15 protein-coding genes are annotated in these 14,760 nt (G+C 41.0%); 2 read left to right on the top strand and 13 right to left on the bottom strand.

Features of this window, described 5'->3' with window-relative positions:
- Positions 1 to 123 precede the first annotated feature (123 nt).
- Together BM137_RS06130 and glmU are read right to left on the bottom strand one after the other, a co-directional pair.
- Positions 124 to 1,107, bottom strand: coding sequence for a ribose-phosphate diphosphokinase (locus tag BM137_RS06130; protein WP_092480289.1), 984 nt, complete (start codon positions 1,105 to 1,107; stop codon positions 124 to 126).
- Positions 1,108 to 1,233: 126 nt separating this feature from the next.
- Positions 1,234 to 2,604, bottom strand: a complete 1,371-nt coding sequence (glmU, locus tag BM137_RS06135; RefSeq protein ID WP_092480290.1) for a bifunctional UDP-N-acetylglucosamine diphosphorylase/glucosamine-1-phosphate N-acetyltransferase GlmU — start codon at positions 2,602 to 2,604, stop codon at positions 1,234 to 1,236.
- A 223-nt stretch (positions 2,605 to 2,827) separates the two neighbouring features.
- Between glmU and BM137_RS06140 the strand changes: the two genes are divergently transcribed.
- Both BM137_RS06140 and BM137_RS06145 read left to right on the top strand, forming a co-directional pair.
- Positions 2,828 to 3,343, top strand: coding sequence for a cupin domain-containing protein (locus tag BM137_RS06140; protein WP_092480291.1), 516 nt, complete (start codon positions 2,828 to 2,830; stop codon positions 3,341 to 3,343).
- Positions 3,344 to 3,460: 117 nt separating this feature from the next.
- A complete protein-coding gene (locus BM137_RS06145; RefSeq protein ID WP_092480292.1) occupies positions 3,461 to 4,327 on the top strand; it encodes an AraC family transcriptional regulator in 867 nt (288 codons plus the stop codon).
- 409 nt (positions 4,328 to 4,736) lie between these two features.
- Here the strand turns inward: BM137_RS06145 and purR are convergent, their stop codons facing one another.
- The 11 genes from purR to BM137_RS06205 all read right to left on the bottom strand — a co-directional run bounded on the left by purR (position 4,737) and on the right by BM137_RS06205 (position 14,522).
- The gene (gene purR, locus BM137_RS06150; protein WP_092480293.1) at positions 4,737 to 5,573 is read right to left on the bottom strand and encodes a pur operon repressor; all 837 of its coding nucleotides are present in this window, start codon (positions 5,571 to 5,573) and stop codon (positions 4,737 to 4,739) included.
- 243 nt (positions 5,574 to 5,816) lie between these two features.
- Positions 5,817 to 6,638: a metal ABC transporter permease gene (locus tag BM137_RS06155; RefSeq protein ID WP_092480294.1), complete on the bottom strand. Its 822-nt coding sequence runs from the start codon at positions 6,636 to 6,638 to the stop codon at positions 5,817 to 5,819.
- Entirely contained in the window at positions 6,584 to 7,291 is a 708-nt protein-coding gene (locus tag BM137_RS06160) for a metal ABC transporter ATP-binding protein (RefSeq protein ID WP_092480295.1), read from the bottom strand. The genes BM137_RS06155 and BM137_RS06160 overlap by 55 nt, the downstream gene beginning before the upstream one ends.
- A 32-nt stretch (positions 7,292 to 7,323) precedes the next feature.
- The gene (locus BM137_RS06165) at positions 7,324 to 8,304 is read right to left on the bottom strand and encodes a metal ABC transporter substrate-binding protein (RefSeq protein WP_092480296.1); all 981 of its coding nucleotides are present in this window, start codon (positions 8,302 to 8,304) and stop codon (positions 7,324 to 7,326) included.
- 396 nt (positions 8,305 to 8,700) lie between these two features.
- Positions 8,701 to 9,171 carry a threonine/serine exporter family protein gene (locus tag BM137_RS06170; RefSeq protein WP_092480297.1) on the bottom strand — a complete coding sequence of 157 codons (471 nt, stop codon included), beginning with the start codon at positions 9,169 to 9,171 and terminating at the stop codon, positions 8,701 to 8,703.
- Positions 9,171 to 9,929 (bottom strand): threonine/serine exporter family protein, encoded by a 759-nt coding sequence (locus tag BM137_RS06175; RefSeq protein WP_092480298.1) that lies wholly within the window; start codon positions 9,927 to 9,929, stop codon positions 9,171 to 9,173. The genes BM137_RS06170 and BM137_RS06175 overlap by 1 nt, the downstream gene beginning before the upstream one ends.
- A gap of 96 nt (positions 9,930 to 10,025) precedes the next feature.
- Entirely contained in the window at positions 10,026 to 10,877 is an 852-nt protein-coding gene (gene ispE / locus BM137_RS06180) for a 4-(cytidine 5'-diphospho)-2-C-methyl-D-erythritol kinase (protein ID WP_092480299.1), read from the bottom strand.
- A 1,016-nt stretch (positions 10,878 to 11,893) separates the two neighbouring features.
- The gene (locus BM137_RS06190) at positions 11,894 to 12,151 is read right to left on the bottom strand and encodes a Veg family protein (RefSeq protein WP_092480301.1); all 258 of its coding nucleotides are present in this window, start codon (positions 12,149 to 12,151) and stop codon (positions 11,894 to 11,896) included.
- A gap of 163 nt (positions 12,152 to 12,314) precedes the next feature.
- Positions 12,315 to 13,199 (bottom strand): 16S rRNA (adenine(1518)-N(6)/adenine(1519)-N(6))-dimethyltransferase RsmA, encoded by an 885-nt coding sequence (rsmA, locus tag BM137_RS06195; protein ID WP_092480302.1) that lies wholly within the window; start codon positions 13,197 to 13,199, stop codon positions 12,315 to 12,317.
- Positions 13,189 to 13,755 carry a ribonuclease M5 gene (gene rnmV, locus BM137_RS06200; RefSeq protein WP_092480303.1) on the bottom strand — a complete coding sequence of 189 codons (567 nt, stop codon included), beginning with the start codon at positions 13,753 to 13,755 and terminating at the stop codon, positions 13,189 to 13,191. The genes rsmA and rnmV overlap by 11 nt, the downstream gene beginning before the upstream one ends.
- On the bottom strand, positions 13,752 to 14,522 hold the full coding sequence (locus tag BM137_RS06205) for a TatD family hydrolase (RefSeq protein WP_092480304.1): 771 nt from the start codon (positions 14,520 to 14,522) through the stop codon (positions 13,752 to 13,754). Before BM137_RS06205 ends, rnmV begins: the two co-directional genes overlap by 4 nt.
- Between the last annotated feature and the right edge of the window lie 238 nt (positions 14,523 to 14,760).

The following is a 14,760-nucleotide window of genomic DNA, read 5'->3' on the forward strand; positions in this document are numbered from 1 at the left end:
GAATTTTAATCTTAAATAAATAGTACCATAAAAAAACAGCGAACATACACCCTAATAGGCTAAATATTGAATGAATATACAAAAAAACCGGATCTGCAGCTGCGCAAATCCAGTTCATCGTACTTATTTATTATTTGATGGGAATTTCTTTTCAAATAGTGGGCTGACAGATTTATTTTCATGAATCCGTTTAATGGCATCTCCCATTAATTCACTTACACTGATTTGAACGATTTTGTCGCTCATTTTGTCCTCAGTCAGTTGAATCGAGTCCGTAACAATAACTTTCTTCAACACTGAATTTTCAATCCGTTCGATCGCAGGACCGGATAAAACTGGGTGTGTACAACATGCATAAACTTCTGTTGCACCAGCATCTTCTAAAGCTTGAGCAGCTAAAGTGATTGTTCCAGCAGTATCAATCATGTCATCGATCAAAATACATTTCTTGCCTTCAACATTACCGATAATATTCATTACTTCTGCTACGTTTGCTTTAGGACGACGTTTGTCGATAATCGCAATCGGAGCTTTCAGGAATTCAGCTAATTTACGAGCACGAGTAACTCCACCATGATCTGGTGAAACAACTACTGTGTCTTCATTAGCAATATCATTGTCTAAGAAATAGGTAGCTAATAGTGGAGCGCCTAATAAATGATCCACTGGCATATCAAAGAATCCTTGAATTTGAGCAGCATGTAAATCCAGTGTTAAGATACGATCTGCACCAGCTCTAGTAATCATGTTTGCAACTAGTTTAGATGTGATCGGTTCTCTCGAACGGGCTTTACGATCTTGGCGAGCATATCCATAGTAAGGAATGACAACGTTAACCGTTTTAACACTTGCACGTTTTAAAGCATCAATCATGATCAACAATTCCATTATATTATCGTTTACTGGACTTGAAGTTGATTGAATAATGTAAACATGGTCCCCACGGATACTTTCTTCAATATTGATTCTAATTTCTCCGTCACTAAACTGATTTACTGAAATTTTCCCCAGTTCAACACCAACAACTTTAGCGATTTTTTCAGCTAAAGGCTTGTTTGAGTTTAAGGCAAAGATTTTTAACTTCGGATCGAAATATTGTTCGGACATAATGACCTCCACTTTCTTTTTTAGACGAGCTGCGCAAGGCTGCTTCACTCTCTCATAACGTATCTTATCATCAAACTAATGTTAGTCATTTTCGTTCAAGAAATCAAGCCTTATTCCAAATTTTGCTTATTTACGAGGCATTTTTTTATAGTAATCTAATTTATTCACTTGTTTTGCTCTTGCAATAGCTAAAGATTCGCTAGGAACGTCATCTGTAATTGTAGAACCGGCAGCCACATAAACATTTTCTTCTACTGTTACAGGTGCGATCAAGTTGGCATTACATCCGATAAAGGAGTTGTCGCCGATCGTTACACGGTGTTTTTTCGCGCCATCGTAATTTACGAATACTGTACCGCATCCGATATTGATGTTTTTGCCCAAATCAGCATCTCCAACATAAGTTAAATGTCCAACTTTCGTATCTTCACCAATGTTCGCGTTTTTCACTTCGACAAAGTTTCCGATATGAACAGATTTCCCAATATTGCTGTTAGGACGCAAGTGGCTATAAGGTCCGACATTGCTGTCTTCTTCCATAACTGAATCTTCGATGTTGCTGCTGACAACACGTACACGGTCGCCGATTTTGCTGTTTGAGATTTCAGAATTTGCTCCGATAAAGCAGTCTTCGCCGATCACTGTTTTCCCTTTTAATACTACACCGGCTTCTACTACTGTATCCGAACCGATCACTACTTCACTGTCGATGTAAGTCGATTGAGGATCCATGAAAGTCACACCATTGCGCATGTGCTTTTCATTGATTCTTGCACGCATCAAACGAGTCGCTTCAGCTAAAGCAACACGGTCGTTTACACCTAGAGATTCTGCTTCGTGTTCCATTTGGTAAGCTCCGACGATCTCGCCTTTGTTTTTCAAGATCTCAATTACGTCCGGCAAATAGTATTCGCCTTGAGCGTTGTCATTACCTACTTCATTCAATGCTTCAAACAACAATTTGTTGTCAAAGCAGTATGTTCCAGTGTTGATTTCTTGAACGGCTGCTTCTACAGGAGAAGCATCTTTTTGCTCAACGATTTTTTCAACCGCTCCAGATTCGCTGCGGATCACACGTCCGTACCCAGTTGGGTCTTCTGCATGAGCTGTCAGGATTGTTGCTTTTGCTCCTTGATTTTGATGATAATCAAATAGACCAGTCAGCGTTTCAGCTGTCAATAAAGGCGTATCTCCACAAATGACCAATACCGTTCCTTCTTTACCGCTCAATAGCGATTCTGCTTGCAATACGGCATGTCCAGTTCCTAATTGCTTTTCTTGTAAAGCATATTCTGAACGGTCTCCTAAGTATTCTTGAACTTTTTCAGCTCCAACGCCTACGATTGAGACGATTTTATCTGCTCCGGCTGCTTCCACTTGGTCTACCACGTGACCTACCATCGGTTTACCTGCTACAGGATGCAATACTTTGTATAATTTAGACTTCATACGTGTTCCTTGACCAGCTGCTAATACCACTGCGAATCTTTGTGTCATTTTCAAACTCCTCATAAGTGTAATTTTTTATACCGTTTAATATCATAATTTACTTTCTTACGCTGTTTTTATAATAGCTTAATAAAGGCTTGTTTTCAAGGAATGCTCATATATTAATCATTTGCCCACTTAGACCGTGTCAAAACTTTGCCACCTTTAAAATAGGTTTTGCATTCTCTCTTTAACTCGCTTAGACTAAAAAGAAAATGATAGGAGCGCATTTATGACCACACACTCAGAACAATTTTGGATAGACCAATTGCAATTGGACCCGCATACTGAAGGCGGTTTTTACAAACAAGTTTACAGCAGCGATCATTCTACGACCACTTGGGACAAACGTGAGCGTCCTTATTACACGAGCATTTATTTCTTGTTGAATCTTTCTAGTCCATCCCACTTCCACCGTTTGAAATCAGATGAAATTTGGTATTACCATACAGGCGAATCGCTGACTGTCCACATGATCCACCCGAACGGCAAGTATGAAGCTGTCAAATTAGGTTTGGCGGCTGACAAGGGAGAAGTTCTGCAGTATGTGGTTCCTAAAGGGACGATTTTTGGTTCCAGTGTAGAATCCGATGAGCCAGACGCTTTCTCTCTGGTCAGCTGCATGGTTTCACCAGGATTTGACTACCACGACTTTGAATTGTTCACTCAATCTGAATTGCTGAAAGAATACCCAAATCATCAAGAAATTATCGAGAAATTGGCTTATAAAACTTTACCTGAAAAATGATTCACGTGAAACATTTTGTGAAACTAGCGAAAGTTTTCGCCCGATAAAACTTGTGTAAGAATGTCGAGTTTGAATGGTACTGCTTTGATAATATGAATAGCGAAAGGGAGGGACAGTATGCTGAAAGAATTGAATGAAGTCATTGAATTTATTGAAGACCATTTGACGGAAGAACTTTCTTTAGAAAGTATAGCTGAGTATGCCGGTGTATCAGATTACCATTTGCGGACAGTTTTTTTCCATCTATCCGGGATGACGCTTAGCGAGTACATCAAAAATAGAAAGTTCTCCGAAGCCAATAAGGACTTGCTGCAAGGTGAAAGAGTTACCGATGTTGCGTTCAAATACGGGTACCAATCTTTAGACGGTTTCACTCGTGCCTTCAAAAGTTGGAGCGGCTTCTTGCCGTCAGAAGTCCAAAAAACCGGTATCAGCAAATCATTCCCCAAACTTTCATTTGTCATATCAGTCAAAGGAGGAAATGCAATGGAATACAAAATCGTAGAACAACCAGCGTTTAATCTAGTCGGTGCCAGTAAAAGAGTGCCCATGCAGTTCGAAGGAGTAAACAACGCCATTTTAGAGCTCGCTCAAAGTATTACGGAAGATCAGCGCAAAGAAATGCATGCTCTAAAAAATATGGAGCCTCGTCAAATCGTTAACGCTTCTTATGATTCAGACACGAATTTCATGAAGGAAGAAGGCAGCCTAACGCATCTAATAGGCGTTTTAACTACGCACGAAGATGTCAGCGACCTGTTGACCAAGGTCCCGGTAGAAGCTTCTACTTGGGCAGTTTTCCCAGTTGAAGGACCTTTTCCAACTGCACTTCAAGATACCACTGCTCGAACCTATTCCGAATGGTTGCCGGCCTCTGATTATGAAGTCGTGAATCTGCCAAGTTTCTCGTTCACCAAAATGGATCCAGATAAAGAAGGCTATGCCTATAGTGAGATATGGATGCCAGTTCGAAAAAGGGTTTAACCATTTTAAAATGATCAGCCCTCCGCATGCTGGAGGGCTTTTTTGATGATGCTCTTAGGTAATTAAGGTTTGCGTTCCTTTTTTTGTCTTTTTTTGACTCAAAAGGGAACGTATTTTTTGTTTACGTTCCCTTTTGTTTAATTTTTGCCGCTAAAAGGAACGCAAAGGACATTTGCGTGACGAAAATTCTCTTTTCTCATCATTTAGGAAACGCAAATCTATCACAACACGACGAAAAAAAAGAGCGGGCATTTGCCTCGCTCTTTTTGAAATCTACAAAAGTCAAAACGCCTTACTTCACGCTCTGGTTTTAAACGAGTTGCGAAAACCAGGCTTCCTATGTTTTCATTTCTATTTTTCGTCGGGTAAAACCGCCCAACTAAAAATAGAAAGTGAAACCTACGGAATCCTAATCGGTTTTCTTCACGCTCTTCTCAAAGTAATTACCTGGTTTTACGTGGATCGATTTGTTGCGGACGTCTACTTCGTCTACACATAACAATGAAGTATAGTCGTCTACCATTCGATTTCCTTGGAAAGTGGATTCTGCAAATACAGTGATACCCACCAATTCAGCTTCAAACTCTTCGATTAAGCTCTTCATTCCGTTGACGGTTCCGCCGCCTTTCATGAAGTCATCTACCACTAAAACGCGGGAACCTCTCTTCAGGCTGCGTTTGGACAATTCCATTTTTTCTACTCGGTTGGATGATCCAGAAACATAATTGATGCTTACTGTTGATCCTTCTGTAATTTTTGAATCTCGTCTCACCATTACAAATGGGACATCTAAGTAAGTTGAAACAGCTTGTGCAATAGGTACACCTTTAGTAGCTACGGTCATAACTGCATCTACTCGTTGATTCAAATACTGAGTAGCAATAATTTTTCCAATTGTTTTTAAAACGGCTGGTTCTCCAAGCATATCGGACAAGTACACATATCCTCCAGGAAGAAGACGGTCTACTTCTGATAATCGTTCACACATTTGCGTGATGAATTCTTCAGTTTCTTCTTCGGTGATGCTTGGGATATAACGGACACCGCCTGCTGCTCCGGCGATGGTTTCTAAAATACCTGTTCCTCTATCTTTGAATGTTTTTTTGATGATAGTCAAGTCTTCACTAATCGATGATTTTGCTGAATCATATCGATCCGCGAAAAAGGTCAATGAGACCAATGCATGCGGGTTCTCCAGCAAATAACGAGTCATGTCGATCAATCGTTCACTTCTTTTTACTTTCATTATGACACCTCTCTTTCTTAAGTCATTTTCTGGCCAAAGGGCTCTCTTCCTATTATACGCATTTATATGAATAAAAGGTAGTAAATCGGTGTGAAAAAGATAAAAATGTTCGTTTTTCCTCCTCATTTAACCTTTTTCTGACTTCAACTTTCGTATACGCGGAAAAATGATGGTTCGTTTTTTGCCAAATGAAAAATCACTCGATACTAAAAAGCATCAAGTGATTCCATTTGCAAAAGAATGTTATTTGCTTGTTCGAGCCAAGGACATCAACTTTTTGCCGGCTGATGTCAGGATAAATAAAGCGATAAAGACTAATGCGATCGTAGCTCCTGCTGGTGTTCCAGCATAATAAGAGACCGATAATCCAGACAACATACCGATCACACCAATCACCATACCGACTAAGATTACTGTATTGAAATGTTTACTCAATCGCATGGCAATAGCTGCCGGCAAGATCAAAATCGCTGATACTAATAATGACCCGGCAATCGGCATGATCACTGAGATTGCTACTCCGACCAGCACGTTGAAGCAAACTGACATCAAGCGGACAGGCAACCCTGTTGTGTAAGCTGTGTCTTCATCAAATGTCAAAACGTACATCGGCTTGCGGAAAACCAGATACATCACAACTGTCAGCACACATAATACCGCTAAAATCAGTACTTGCTGCGAGCTGATGGTAACGATCGATCCAAATAAGAATTGGTCGATACTGATATTGGTTCCGCCGTCTACTAGGCTCATCAGTACTAAAGCCAATGCCAAGCCTCCAGACATCAAGATAGCTAAAGACACTTCAGAGTACGACTTAAACTCCAACCGCAAATATTCTAAAATAACCGCGACTACGATAACCACTAATAATGTCATGATGGTAGGGTTGAAATTTAATAAAAATCCGAGCGCGATTCCGACTAAAGAAACGTGAGACAGCGTATCTGCCATCAGAGACTGTCTGCGCAAAATCAAAAACAGCCCTAATATCGGTGCAATGACGGCGATTAAGAGTGAAGCTTGGAAGGCTCTTTGCATGAATCCATAGAAAAACATCTCCAAGGGGAATCCTCCTTCCGTACCAAGTGAATGTGGCGGTCTGCGTATTGCTTGATGTCTTCATGGTCATGCGTAACCATCAAGATGCCTTTGCCGTGAAATTCACTGTTGTGTTTTAATAATTCATAAAATTGCGTCCGCGACTCGATATCCATTCCAGTCGTCGGTTCATCAAGGATAAACAAATCAGGATCTGTCGCAAATATACGTGCTAACGAGATCCGTTGTTTTTGCCCGCCGGATAGGTCACCGACTTTTTTATTGCGCTGATCCCACATGCCGACAGAGTCTAGTGCTTGTTTAACATGGACATGGTCTTCTTCATCTAAACGCTTGAACCATTTGCCGCGCTGATAACGCCCAGATTGCACCAGCTCCAGCACGGTGCTGGGAAAACCGGCATTATAAGAAGCCACTTGTTGAGGGATGTAGCCTATTGCCAATTTTTCATTTCGTGTATTAATGGGAGAAATTTTTGCAGATCCGTGAGACGGCTTCAATAAGCCTAAAATATTGCGCAACAACGTCGATTTCGCCGCTCCGTTTTCGCCGGTCAAGATCACAAACTCGCCTGGATCTACTGTGAAATGAATATTTTGCAAGACCGGTTCGTCTTCATAACGAAACGATAGATCGTCCACTTCAATATAGTGCATAGTATTCCCTTCTTTCTGTTCCATTCCTGTTTTTATCGGATGCTTAATTTCAAAGCTTCCAAATTATTGCGCATGGCTGTTACGTAGTCAATGCCTGCTTCTTGGTCTTCTTTAGTAATGCCTTCGATCGGGTCTAAAACAGCTAACTCAGTGTCTGTTTCATTTGCCAAGGTTTCTGAGATGTTAGAAGATGTTGTTTTTCCAAAGTAAATGTAATCCACGTTTTGATTTTGGATGAATTCTGTCATCTCTGCCAACTCAGACGGACTTGGTTCTGCGTCTGTTGATAAGCCGGCAATCGAAATTTGTTCCAAATCGTAACGCTCTGCTAAGTAAGCAAACGCTGCATGCTGTGTTACAAACAGACGATTCTCAGCATTTTCAAAAGCAGCCGCATATTCTGCATCCAATTCTTGCAATTCAACTTGGTAAGCTTCAGCATTTTTTGTGTAATCCGCTTCGTTTTCAGGATCTGCTTCCACTAATCCTTCTTTGATGTTCATCACTTCGTCTTGCGCCAAAACGGGATCCAACCAAATGTGCGGATCCACTTCATGCGAGTGTCCCTCTTCTTCGTGATCGTGGTCATGGTCATCTTCGTGTGCATGCTCTTCCTCTTCATGCGCGTGGTCGCCGTCCAGCAATTCAATGCCTTCGCTGGCATCAACGATCACGATGTCTGTTGAATCAATCGTTTCTAAAATACTTGGCACCCAAGTTTCCATTTCGACGCTGTTATACACGAATACATCAGCTTCTTGAATCTTCGCAACGTCTTTCGCACTTGGTTCAAATCCATGTGTGTCTGTCCCTGATGGAACCAGGACACTAACGTCTGCCAAGTCTTGGGCTACGTGTTTTGTAAAGTCGTACATTGGATAAAATGTCGTAACGACTTGCAGCTTTTCTTCTCCAGCTTGTTGCTCCGTCTCTTGTGCTGAACCGCAAGCCGCCAAGAATAATATTAAACTGGAAACAGCTGCGACTAAGGCTCCTTTATGTAATTTTTTCATTGTTACCTCCAGATAAATGCTTTTTTTAGGTTCTTTTTTCTAAATCGTAATTGTTCCTATTTACGAATCCTTAAGTAGCTTATCACTATCTCTCGTTTACGTCAATAAAAAATTATGGAAGATTGCTGGCTCCTTTATTTTCTTCTCAAATTAACTTCTGACGAGGTTTTACGTACCATTTTGGCTCTATATTTTATAAAAATGGAACACAAATTTTATTTGCGTCCTATTTTTTAAGTCAAATCGTCTAAATCGGAACGCAAGTCTATTTTGCGTTCCGATTTTCTGATAAATGGCTCTAAAATGAAACGCAAATCCTCACTCGGTTTCCATTTGCGCATAAAAAAGGCAGGACCTGTTATATGACAAGTCCTGCCTGTTCAAATCTAATCTCTATTAAGCTGTACGTTTTTTACGTTTGTTGAAACGCTCGATCCCTCGAACGATTCGGTAAATCGCAGCTGCGGCCATGATTCCTGCAGCAATACTGACAGCAATCGTCACCGTCTCGATGCCCATCTCAGAAAACAGGGTCATCTCTCCGTTTAATGCATAGCTCATGGTGTAGTACAGCCCTCTTCCGGGAACAAACGGAATGATTCCTGGAGACAAGAAAACTACAGCGGGCATTTTTAATTTGCGCGCCATGAACTCTGAATACCACGTTACCAATGCTGCTGCGAAGAAATATTGGACGATTTCATTCGGATAAAAATACCCGATCCCTAAGTAAAGTGCCCAAGAGACCATCCCGCCGATCCCAGCCAAGTTGACCGCATTTCCTCGAATGTTGTACAACAAAGCAAATGATACGGAAGTAAAATAAGCGGCTATAATCTGTATCACGTCATGCATATCCATCATCATTAGACCAGACCTCCCATCAGCAATGTTGCCAAACTGAACCCGGAGGCAATCGAAACGGCGATCACAAAGGCTTCATTCAACCGTAATAATCCGGAAATTGTATCGCCGCTGATGATGTCTTTGATCGCATTTGTCAACGCTAATCCAGGAATCAGCAGCATGATGTTTCCGATAATGATGTGGTCAACATTGGTCCCGAACCCCAAACTAACGGAGAGGATCGTGACCAAGCCTACGATAAAGGAACAAAATACGTTTGTGATCACGGTGTTCTTGTCGATTTTTCGTATGAATCCCATCATTAATTTCAACAGCATCCCAATCAATGCAGATACTATTGCATCACTGACGTCTCCTCCGAAGAAGACAGTAAACGATGAAGCTACCAAGGCATAGATCCCGTATTGTTGTTTAGGAGAATAAGTGCCTACTTCATCGACGATTTCGATTCTTCGTTCGATCTCTTCCAAATCTGGTTTATGGTCGCAAATATACCGCGACAGATCATTTAATTTGTCTAATTTATTCAAGTTCGTCAGATAAGATCTGATGCGTCTCGTTTGAGTATACATCTCGCCATCATCCATCTTTACCGTCACTAAAATACTTGACGTGATCGTCAACACATTTACGCGCTTCGCTCCGTATGCGCTGCACATTCTCGTAATCGAATCTTCCACTCGATTGACTTCCGCTCCACTGATAAGCATTTGTTCACCAATATCTAAAACAAATGTAATCAATTCCTTCGTCCTCATGTCTAAAACTCCAATCTACCCAATCTTGATGACGCAACTGCTTATTCAGTTTAATTATATCTTTCATTTAAAAGAATGTAAGCATTACGGGTTATCTTACTTCAACGTGCGGACTAGATAGACCTCGTTGCAAAAACCTTTCAGCCCATTGAATACGCGTTTTGCTCGTGAATATTTCTGACACAATCCATAAATCGTTGGTCCTGTCCCGCTCATTAAAGCAGTGTCTGCCCCAAACTGCAGCATCTTGTCTTTGATCTGCTCAATTTTCGGCTGTTTTACAATCGAGACGTTTTCCAATGCATTTCCTAAGCAATTGGTCATTTCTTCATAATTAACCTCTTCTATGGCTCTTAAAATGTCTTCTGTGTTGGGGTGAGTCAGTGTATCGACTTCCAATCCTTCAAATACAGTCCATGAAGAAATTCCTCTACGTGGTTTTACCAATACGACCCAACATTGAGGAATTTCAGTAATCGGTTCAATTTTTTCGCCGCGACCATACGCATACGCTGATCCGCCATATACACAAAATGGTACATCTGAACCGATTCTAGCACCCAATTCAGCCAATTCATCCATACTCAATCCCAAGTTCCACAAACGATTCAATCCGCGCAATGTTGCTGCCGCATCACTGCTGCCGCCGCCAAGACCAGCTGCTATTGGAATATTTTTTTCGATATACACATGAACGCCTTGTTGCACATCAAATTCTTTCTGCAGCATTAGTGCAGATCGGTAAACAATATTTCGTTCATCTAACGGCAAAAAGCCATTATTGCTCTCAATGACGATGCGATTTTCATCCAGTAAGTTCAGCGTTAAGCGATCCGCCAAATCAATCGAAGTCATCACCATTTCCATTTCATGGTAGCCGTCATCTCGTTTATGAAGGACATCCAGACTCAAATTGATCTTAGCGGGCGCTTTTTCTATAATTTCCATGATCGTTCCTCCTTTCTGCTTTTCTTTTGCTTCTCTGTAAAATATAGTAGCTGAAAAAAGCCGCTTTGAAAAGGACGAGTTGTCAATCTCATGAAAAGTTCATGAAACTATTAAGATATTGCGTCTTTTGAATGATGAGAATAGATAATTTTACTATAGTCGGCCATGAGTGAAATGTAATGGGTGCTGTCGATTGTTTTTGATGTGAGTAATTCGGTTTTAGGCTAGTTAGTCAAAGATTCAAAACCGTTTACTACTCAAGGGCATATTTTAAAGACTTAAAGAAAGGTGTGTCATGGTTTAAACGGCCATGAGCTAACAGAAAAAGAGTCTCATGGCCGTTTTGAGCGGTGGATTGGGCCATGAGAACTTTCATTCAGGTGCTTATGGCTATTTTAGGAATGTGGTCGGCCATGAGCAGCAAATTTTCTCAGCTCATGGCTTTTTTAATAGGAGTAATCAGGTTTTAAGGTGATTAGTTAAAGATTCAAAATCGTTTATTACCCAAGAGCACATTTTAAAGACTTAAAGAAAGGTGTGTCATGGTTTAAACGGCCATGAGCTAACAGAAAAAGAGTCTCATGGCCGTTTTGAGCGGTGGATTGGGCCATGAGAACTTTCATTCAGGTGCTATGGCTATTTTAGGAATGTGGTCGGCCATGAGCAGCAAATTGTCTTAGCTCATGGCTTTTTTAATAGGAGTAATCAGGTTTCAAGGTGATTAGTTAAAGATTCAAAATCGTTTTATTACCCAAGGGCATATTTTAAAGACTTAAAGAAAGGTCTCTGATGGTTTAAACGGCCATGAGCTAACAGAAAAAGAGTCTCATGGCCGTTTTGAGCGGTGGATTAGGCCATGAGAACTTTCATTCAGATGCTTATGGCTGTTTTAGGAATGTGGTCGGCCATGAGCAGCAAATTGTCTTAGCTCATGGCTTTTTTAATAGGAGTATTTCTGAGCACAAAAAAAGCCAAACCTATCAGGTTCAGCCTACTTTGGTTTTACTATTTCTGTTTTAAGCGTATTGCATAACTTCTTCGTCTAAAAATTCGACTTCAACAGCGTGAGTCAATACGTCCGTGTAACTATAAGAAACACGTTCAAATGCATTTTCTTCTTGGTCTAATTCTACTACAAATACGGAATGATAAGTATCTCGTAAAATACCTTTTCTTTCTGTCTTTCTCTTACGACCAGTTTGCGCGGTCACCATAATCTTCTTACCTAATCGACAATCTAAGCTTTCTTTAATGCTTCCCAATGTTATTGGCATTCAGATTCACCTCACCTAATATGTTCTATTATAACACATTTAGGCAAAGATTTAAAGTGTATCATAAGAAATAATTTTGCACAAATAATATTTCTCTAATAATAAAGCGCTGCTAAAACCTATAAATAAAGGTTTTAGCTTTTTTACTCGCTTAGTTTTAATCTTATTTTAACAATTCGATTCGTAAGCTGTCTGCTAATTTGCCGAACTCGGCGATGCTCAATGACTCACCGCGACGTTTCGGATCAATGCCTGCTTTTTCTAATCCAGCAGTCAATTCTGCTTTTATCTCGTCCGTTTTGCCATAACGAATCAGCAAGTTGTTCCAAATCGTTTTACGACGCTGCACAAATGAAGCTCGGATCAGTTCAAAGAAGAATTTCTCGTCTTTGACTTCCACAACCGGTTTGTCTCTGCGAGTCAATTTAAGGATCGCTGAATCGACATTTGGTTGCGGTACGAAAACCGTTTTCGGCACGATGAACGCTATTTCCGCTTCCATATAATATTGGATGGCGATTGACAACGAACCATAAGCTTTGCTGCCTGGAGCTGCCGTGATACGGTCTGCAACTTCTTTCTGCATCATGATGACCAAGCCGTCGATTCTTAATTCCGACTCTAAGAAGTGCATAATAATCGGCGTAGTAATATAGTAAGGCAAGTTGGCAACGACCATTAAGGGTTCCTCTAGATCAATTGTTTCAGCTAACACTTCTTTCAAATTAGCTTTCAGTACATCTTGGTGCACGACACGAATGTTGTCGTAAGGACTCAACGTGTCTTCCAGCACTGGAATCAATCGGTCATCAATCTCAAATGCAACCACTTGTTTACTGCTACGCGCTACATATTCCGTTAATGCACCAATCCCTGGTCCAACTTCGATGACATTTGTATGCTCATCTAGTCCAGCAGCTTTTACGATGCTGGCTAAAATGTTGGGTTCAACAATAAAGTTTTGTCCCAAACTTTTCTTCAGTGAAAAACCATGTTTTTGTAAAATTTCTTTTGTTCTGCTCGGAGTTGCGATGTCTTTAAGATTCATTTTGTTGTGCCTCCATTATTTGTTCCATTGTCTGAATCAGGGTCTCGGGTGTAATTTGAAACATTTGCAATCGTTTTTGAAGTTGTTTTCCGTTAGTATAGCCGATTTTCAACGCGTCACCAAGTTGTTTTCGGTATTGACTGGCGTTTGGTCCGCTAGTCAATCCTAAGTGGATCAGCAACTCTCTAGGAATCAATTCCTCTTGGTCGATTGTTTGCGTGTAAGCTTTTGCCAGCGCTTCTTGGATACTTTGAGGCGTTGCGTGTTCGATACCCAAGCTACCTTTGTGTTTAGGGCGAGCTTCGTCGATCGTTAAGAAAGCATGCTTCACACCGGGAATCGCTTGAGAAATCGTTTTGCGTATCTTCTCGCCTGGGTAATCAGGGTCCGTAAACACGATCACGCCTCGATCGTGCTGCGCCTTTTCAATCAACGCCAATGTTTGTTCGTTGATAGCTGATCCGTTTGTTTCGATCGTATCCGCAATAACGGATTCTTTAATACGGCGGGTATCGTCTCGGCCTTCTACAACAATGATCTCTTTTATTTTTTTCATGCATCTAACCCAAATAATCTGTTGGCATTGATCATCGTTTGGTGTCCAACTTCTTCATACGAAATGCCGCGTTGTTTCGCGACTTCTTCCGCTACATATTTAACATAAGCTGGTTCGTTGCGTTTGCCGCGGAAAGGAACTGGAGCCAAGTAAGGCGCATCCGTCTCGATCAATAATTTATCAAATGGAACAGCTTTTGCTACTTCGCGTACTTCAGGAGCATTCTTAAAAGTGACCACTCCGCTCAATGAAATATGCATGCCTAAATCCAAGAAACGCTCCATCCAGTCTATGCTTTCGCCAAAACTGTGCATGATTCCGCCGATATCTTCAATGTGTTCTTCTTTTAGAATCTTGTAAACATCTTCAGTCGCTTCACGGTTATGGATCGATACTGGAAGTTTCAATTCTTTAGCGATCCTGATTTGGCGGCGGAAAGCTTCGAATTGTTCTTCTTTCGTCGAATCCGGCCAGTGATAATCCAAGCCCATTTCGCCCATAGCAACGATTTTCGGCAATTGCAATTGGTGGTACAGCTTTTCTTCGACAGCGTCCGTATAGGAATGACTTTCCGTTGGGTGCCAGCCGACAATGCTGTAAATGTGATCGTATTGTTGACTTAAGGCAAGTGATTTGTCGATCGTTTCTGTATCAAATCCAACAACTGCCATTCTGGTTACATCGTGTTCAGCAGCTTTTTGAACTGTCTCAGGAACATCTTCATCAAATTGCACAGCATTCAAATGTGTGTGTGTATCAAATAACATAACTACATTATCCTTTCTCTCAAACTGTAAACCCAAAGAAGGGCTGGGACAATTGATCCCATCCCTTACTTTTAGAGTTTCTTATTGGCTGACTTTTATAATTTTTTCCGTTGGGTTATACGCTCTGCTCTTAAACGCGTTGCGTTCGACAGCTCACACTACCATTTCACATCAGCGACTGTTTGGAAAGAACCCAAACTGTCGTTGATGTGAGATGTACGGTGAGCTAAACGCCTCA

The sequence above is a fragment of the Desemzia incerta genome (genome assembly GCF_900115825.1).
GTDB classification, from domain to species: Bacteria; Bacillota; Bacilli; order Lactobacillales; family Carnobacteriaceae; genus Desemzia; species Desemzia incerta.

Bases quoted from the DNA above. Each gene is read 5' to 3' on its own strand.
- BM137_RS06130 (WP_092480289.1), bottom strand. From the start codon at position 1,107: ATGTCCGAACAATATTTCGATCCGAAGTTAAAAATCTTTGCCTTAAAC.
- glmU (WP_092480290.1), bottom strand. From the start codon at position 2,604: ATGACACAAAGATTCGCAGTGGTATTAGCAGCTGGTCAAGGAACACGT.
- BM137_RS06140 (WP_092480291.1), top strand. From the start codon at position 2,828: ATGACCACACACTCAGAACAATTTTGGATAGACCAATTGCAATTGGAC.
- BM137_RS06145 (WP_092480292.1), top strand. From the start codon at position 3,461: ATGCTGAAAGAATTGAATGAAGTCATTGAATTTATTGAAGACCATTTG.
- purR (WP_092480293.1), bottom strand. From the start codon at position 5,573: ATGAAAGTAAAAAGAAGTGAACGATTGATCGACATGACTCGTTATTTG.
- BM137_RS06160 (WP_092480295.1), bottom strand. From the start codon at position 7,291: ATGCACTATATTGAAGTGGACGATCTATCGTTTCGTTATGAAGACGAA.
- BM137_RS06165 (WP_092480296.1), bottom strand. From the start codon at position 8,304: ATGAAAAAATTACATAAAGGAGCCTTAGTCGCAGCTGTTTCCAGTTTA.
- BM137_RS06170 (WP_092480297.1), bottom strand. From the start codon at position 9,171: ATGATGATGGATATGCATGACGTGATACAGATTATAGCCGCTTATTTT.
- BM137_RS06175 (WP_092480298.1), bottom strand. From the start codon at position 9,929: ATGAGGACGAAGGAATTGATTACATTTGTTTTAGATATTGGTGAACAA.
- ispE (WP_092480299.1), bottom strand. From the start codon at position 10,877: ATGGAAATTATAGAAAAAGCGCCCGCTAAGATCAATTTGAGTCTGGAT.
- BM137_RS06190 (WP_092480301.1), bottom strand. From the start codon at position 12,151: ATGCCAATAACATTGGGAAGCATTAAAGAAAGCTTAGATTGTCGATTA.
- rsmA (WP_092480302.1), bottom strand. From the start codon at position 13,199: ATGAATCTTAAAGACATCGCAACTCCGAGCAGAACAAAAGAAATTTTA.
- rnmV (WP_092480303.1), bottom strand. From the start codon at position 13,755: ATGAAAAAAATAAAAGAGATCATTGTTGTAGAAGGCCGAGACGATACC.
- BM137_RS06205 (WP_092480304.1), bottom strand. From the start codon at position 14,522: ATGTTATTTGATACACACACACATTTGAATGCTGTGCAATTTGATGAA.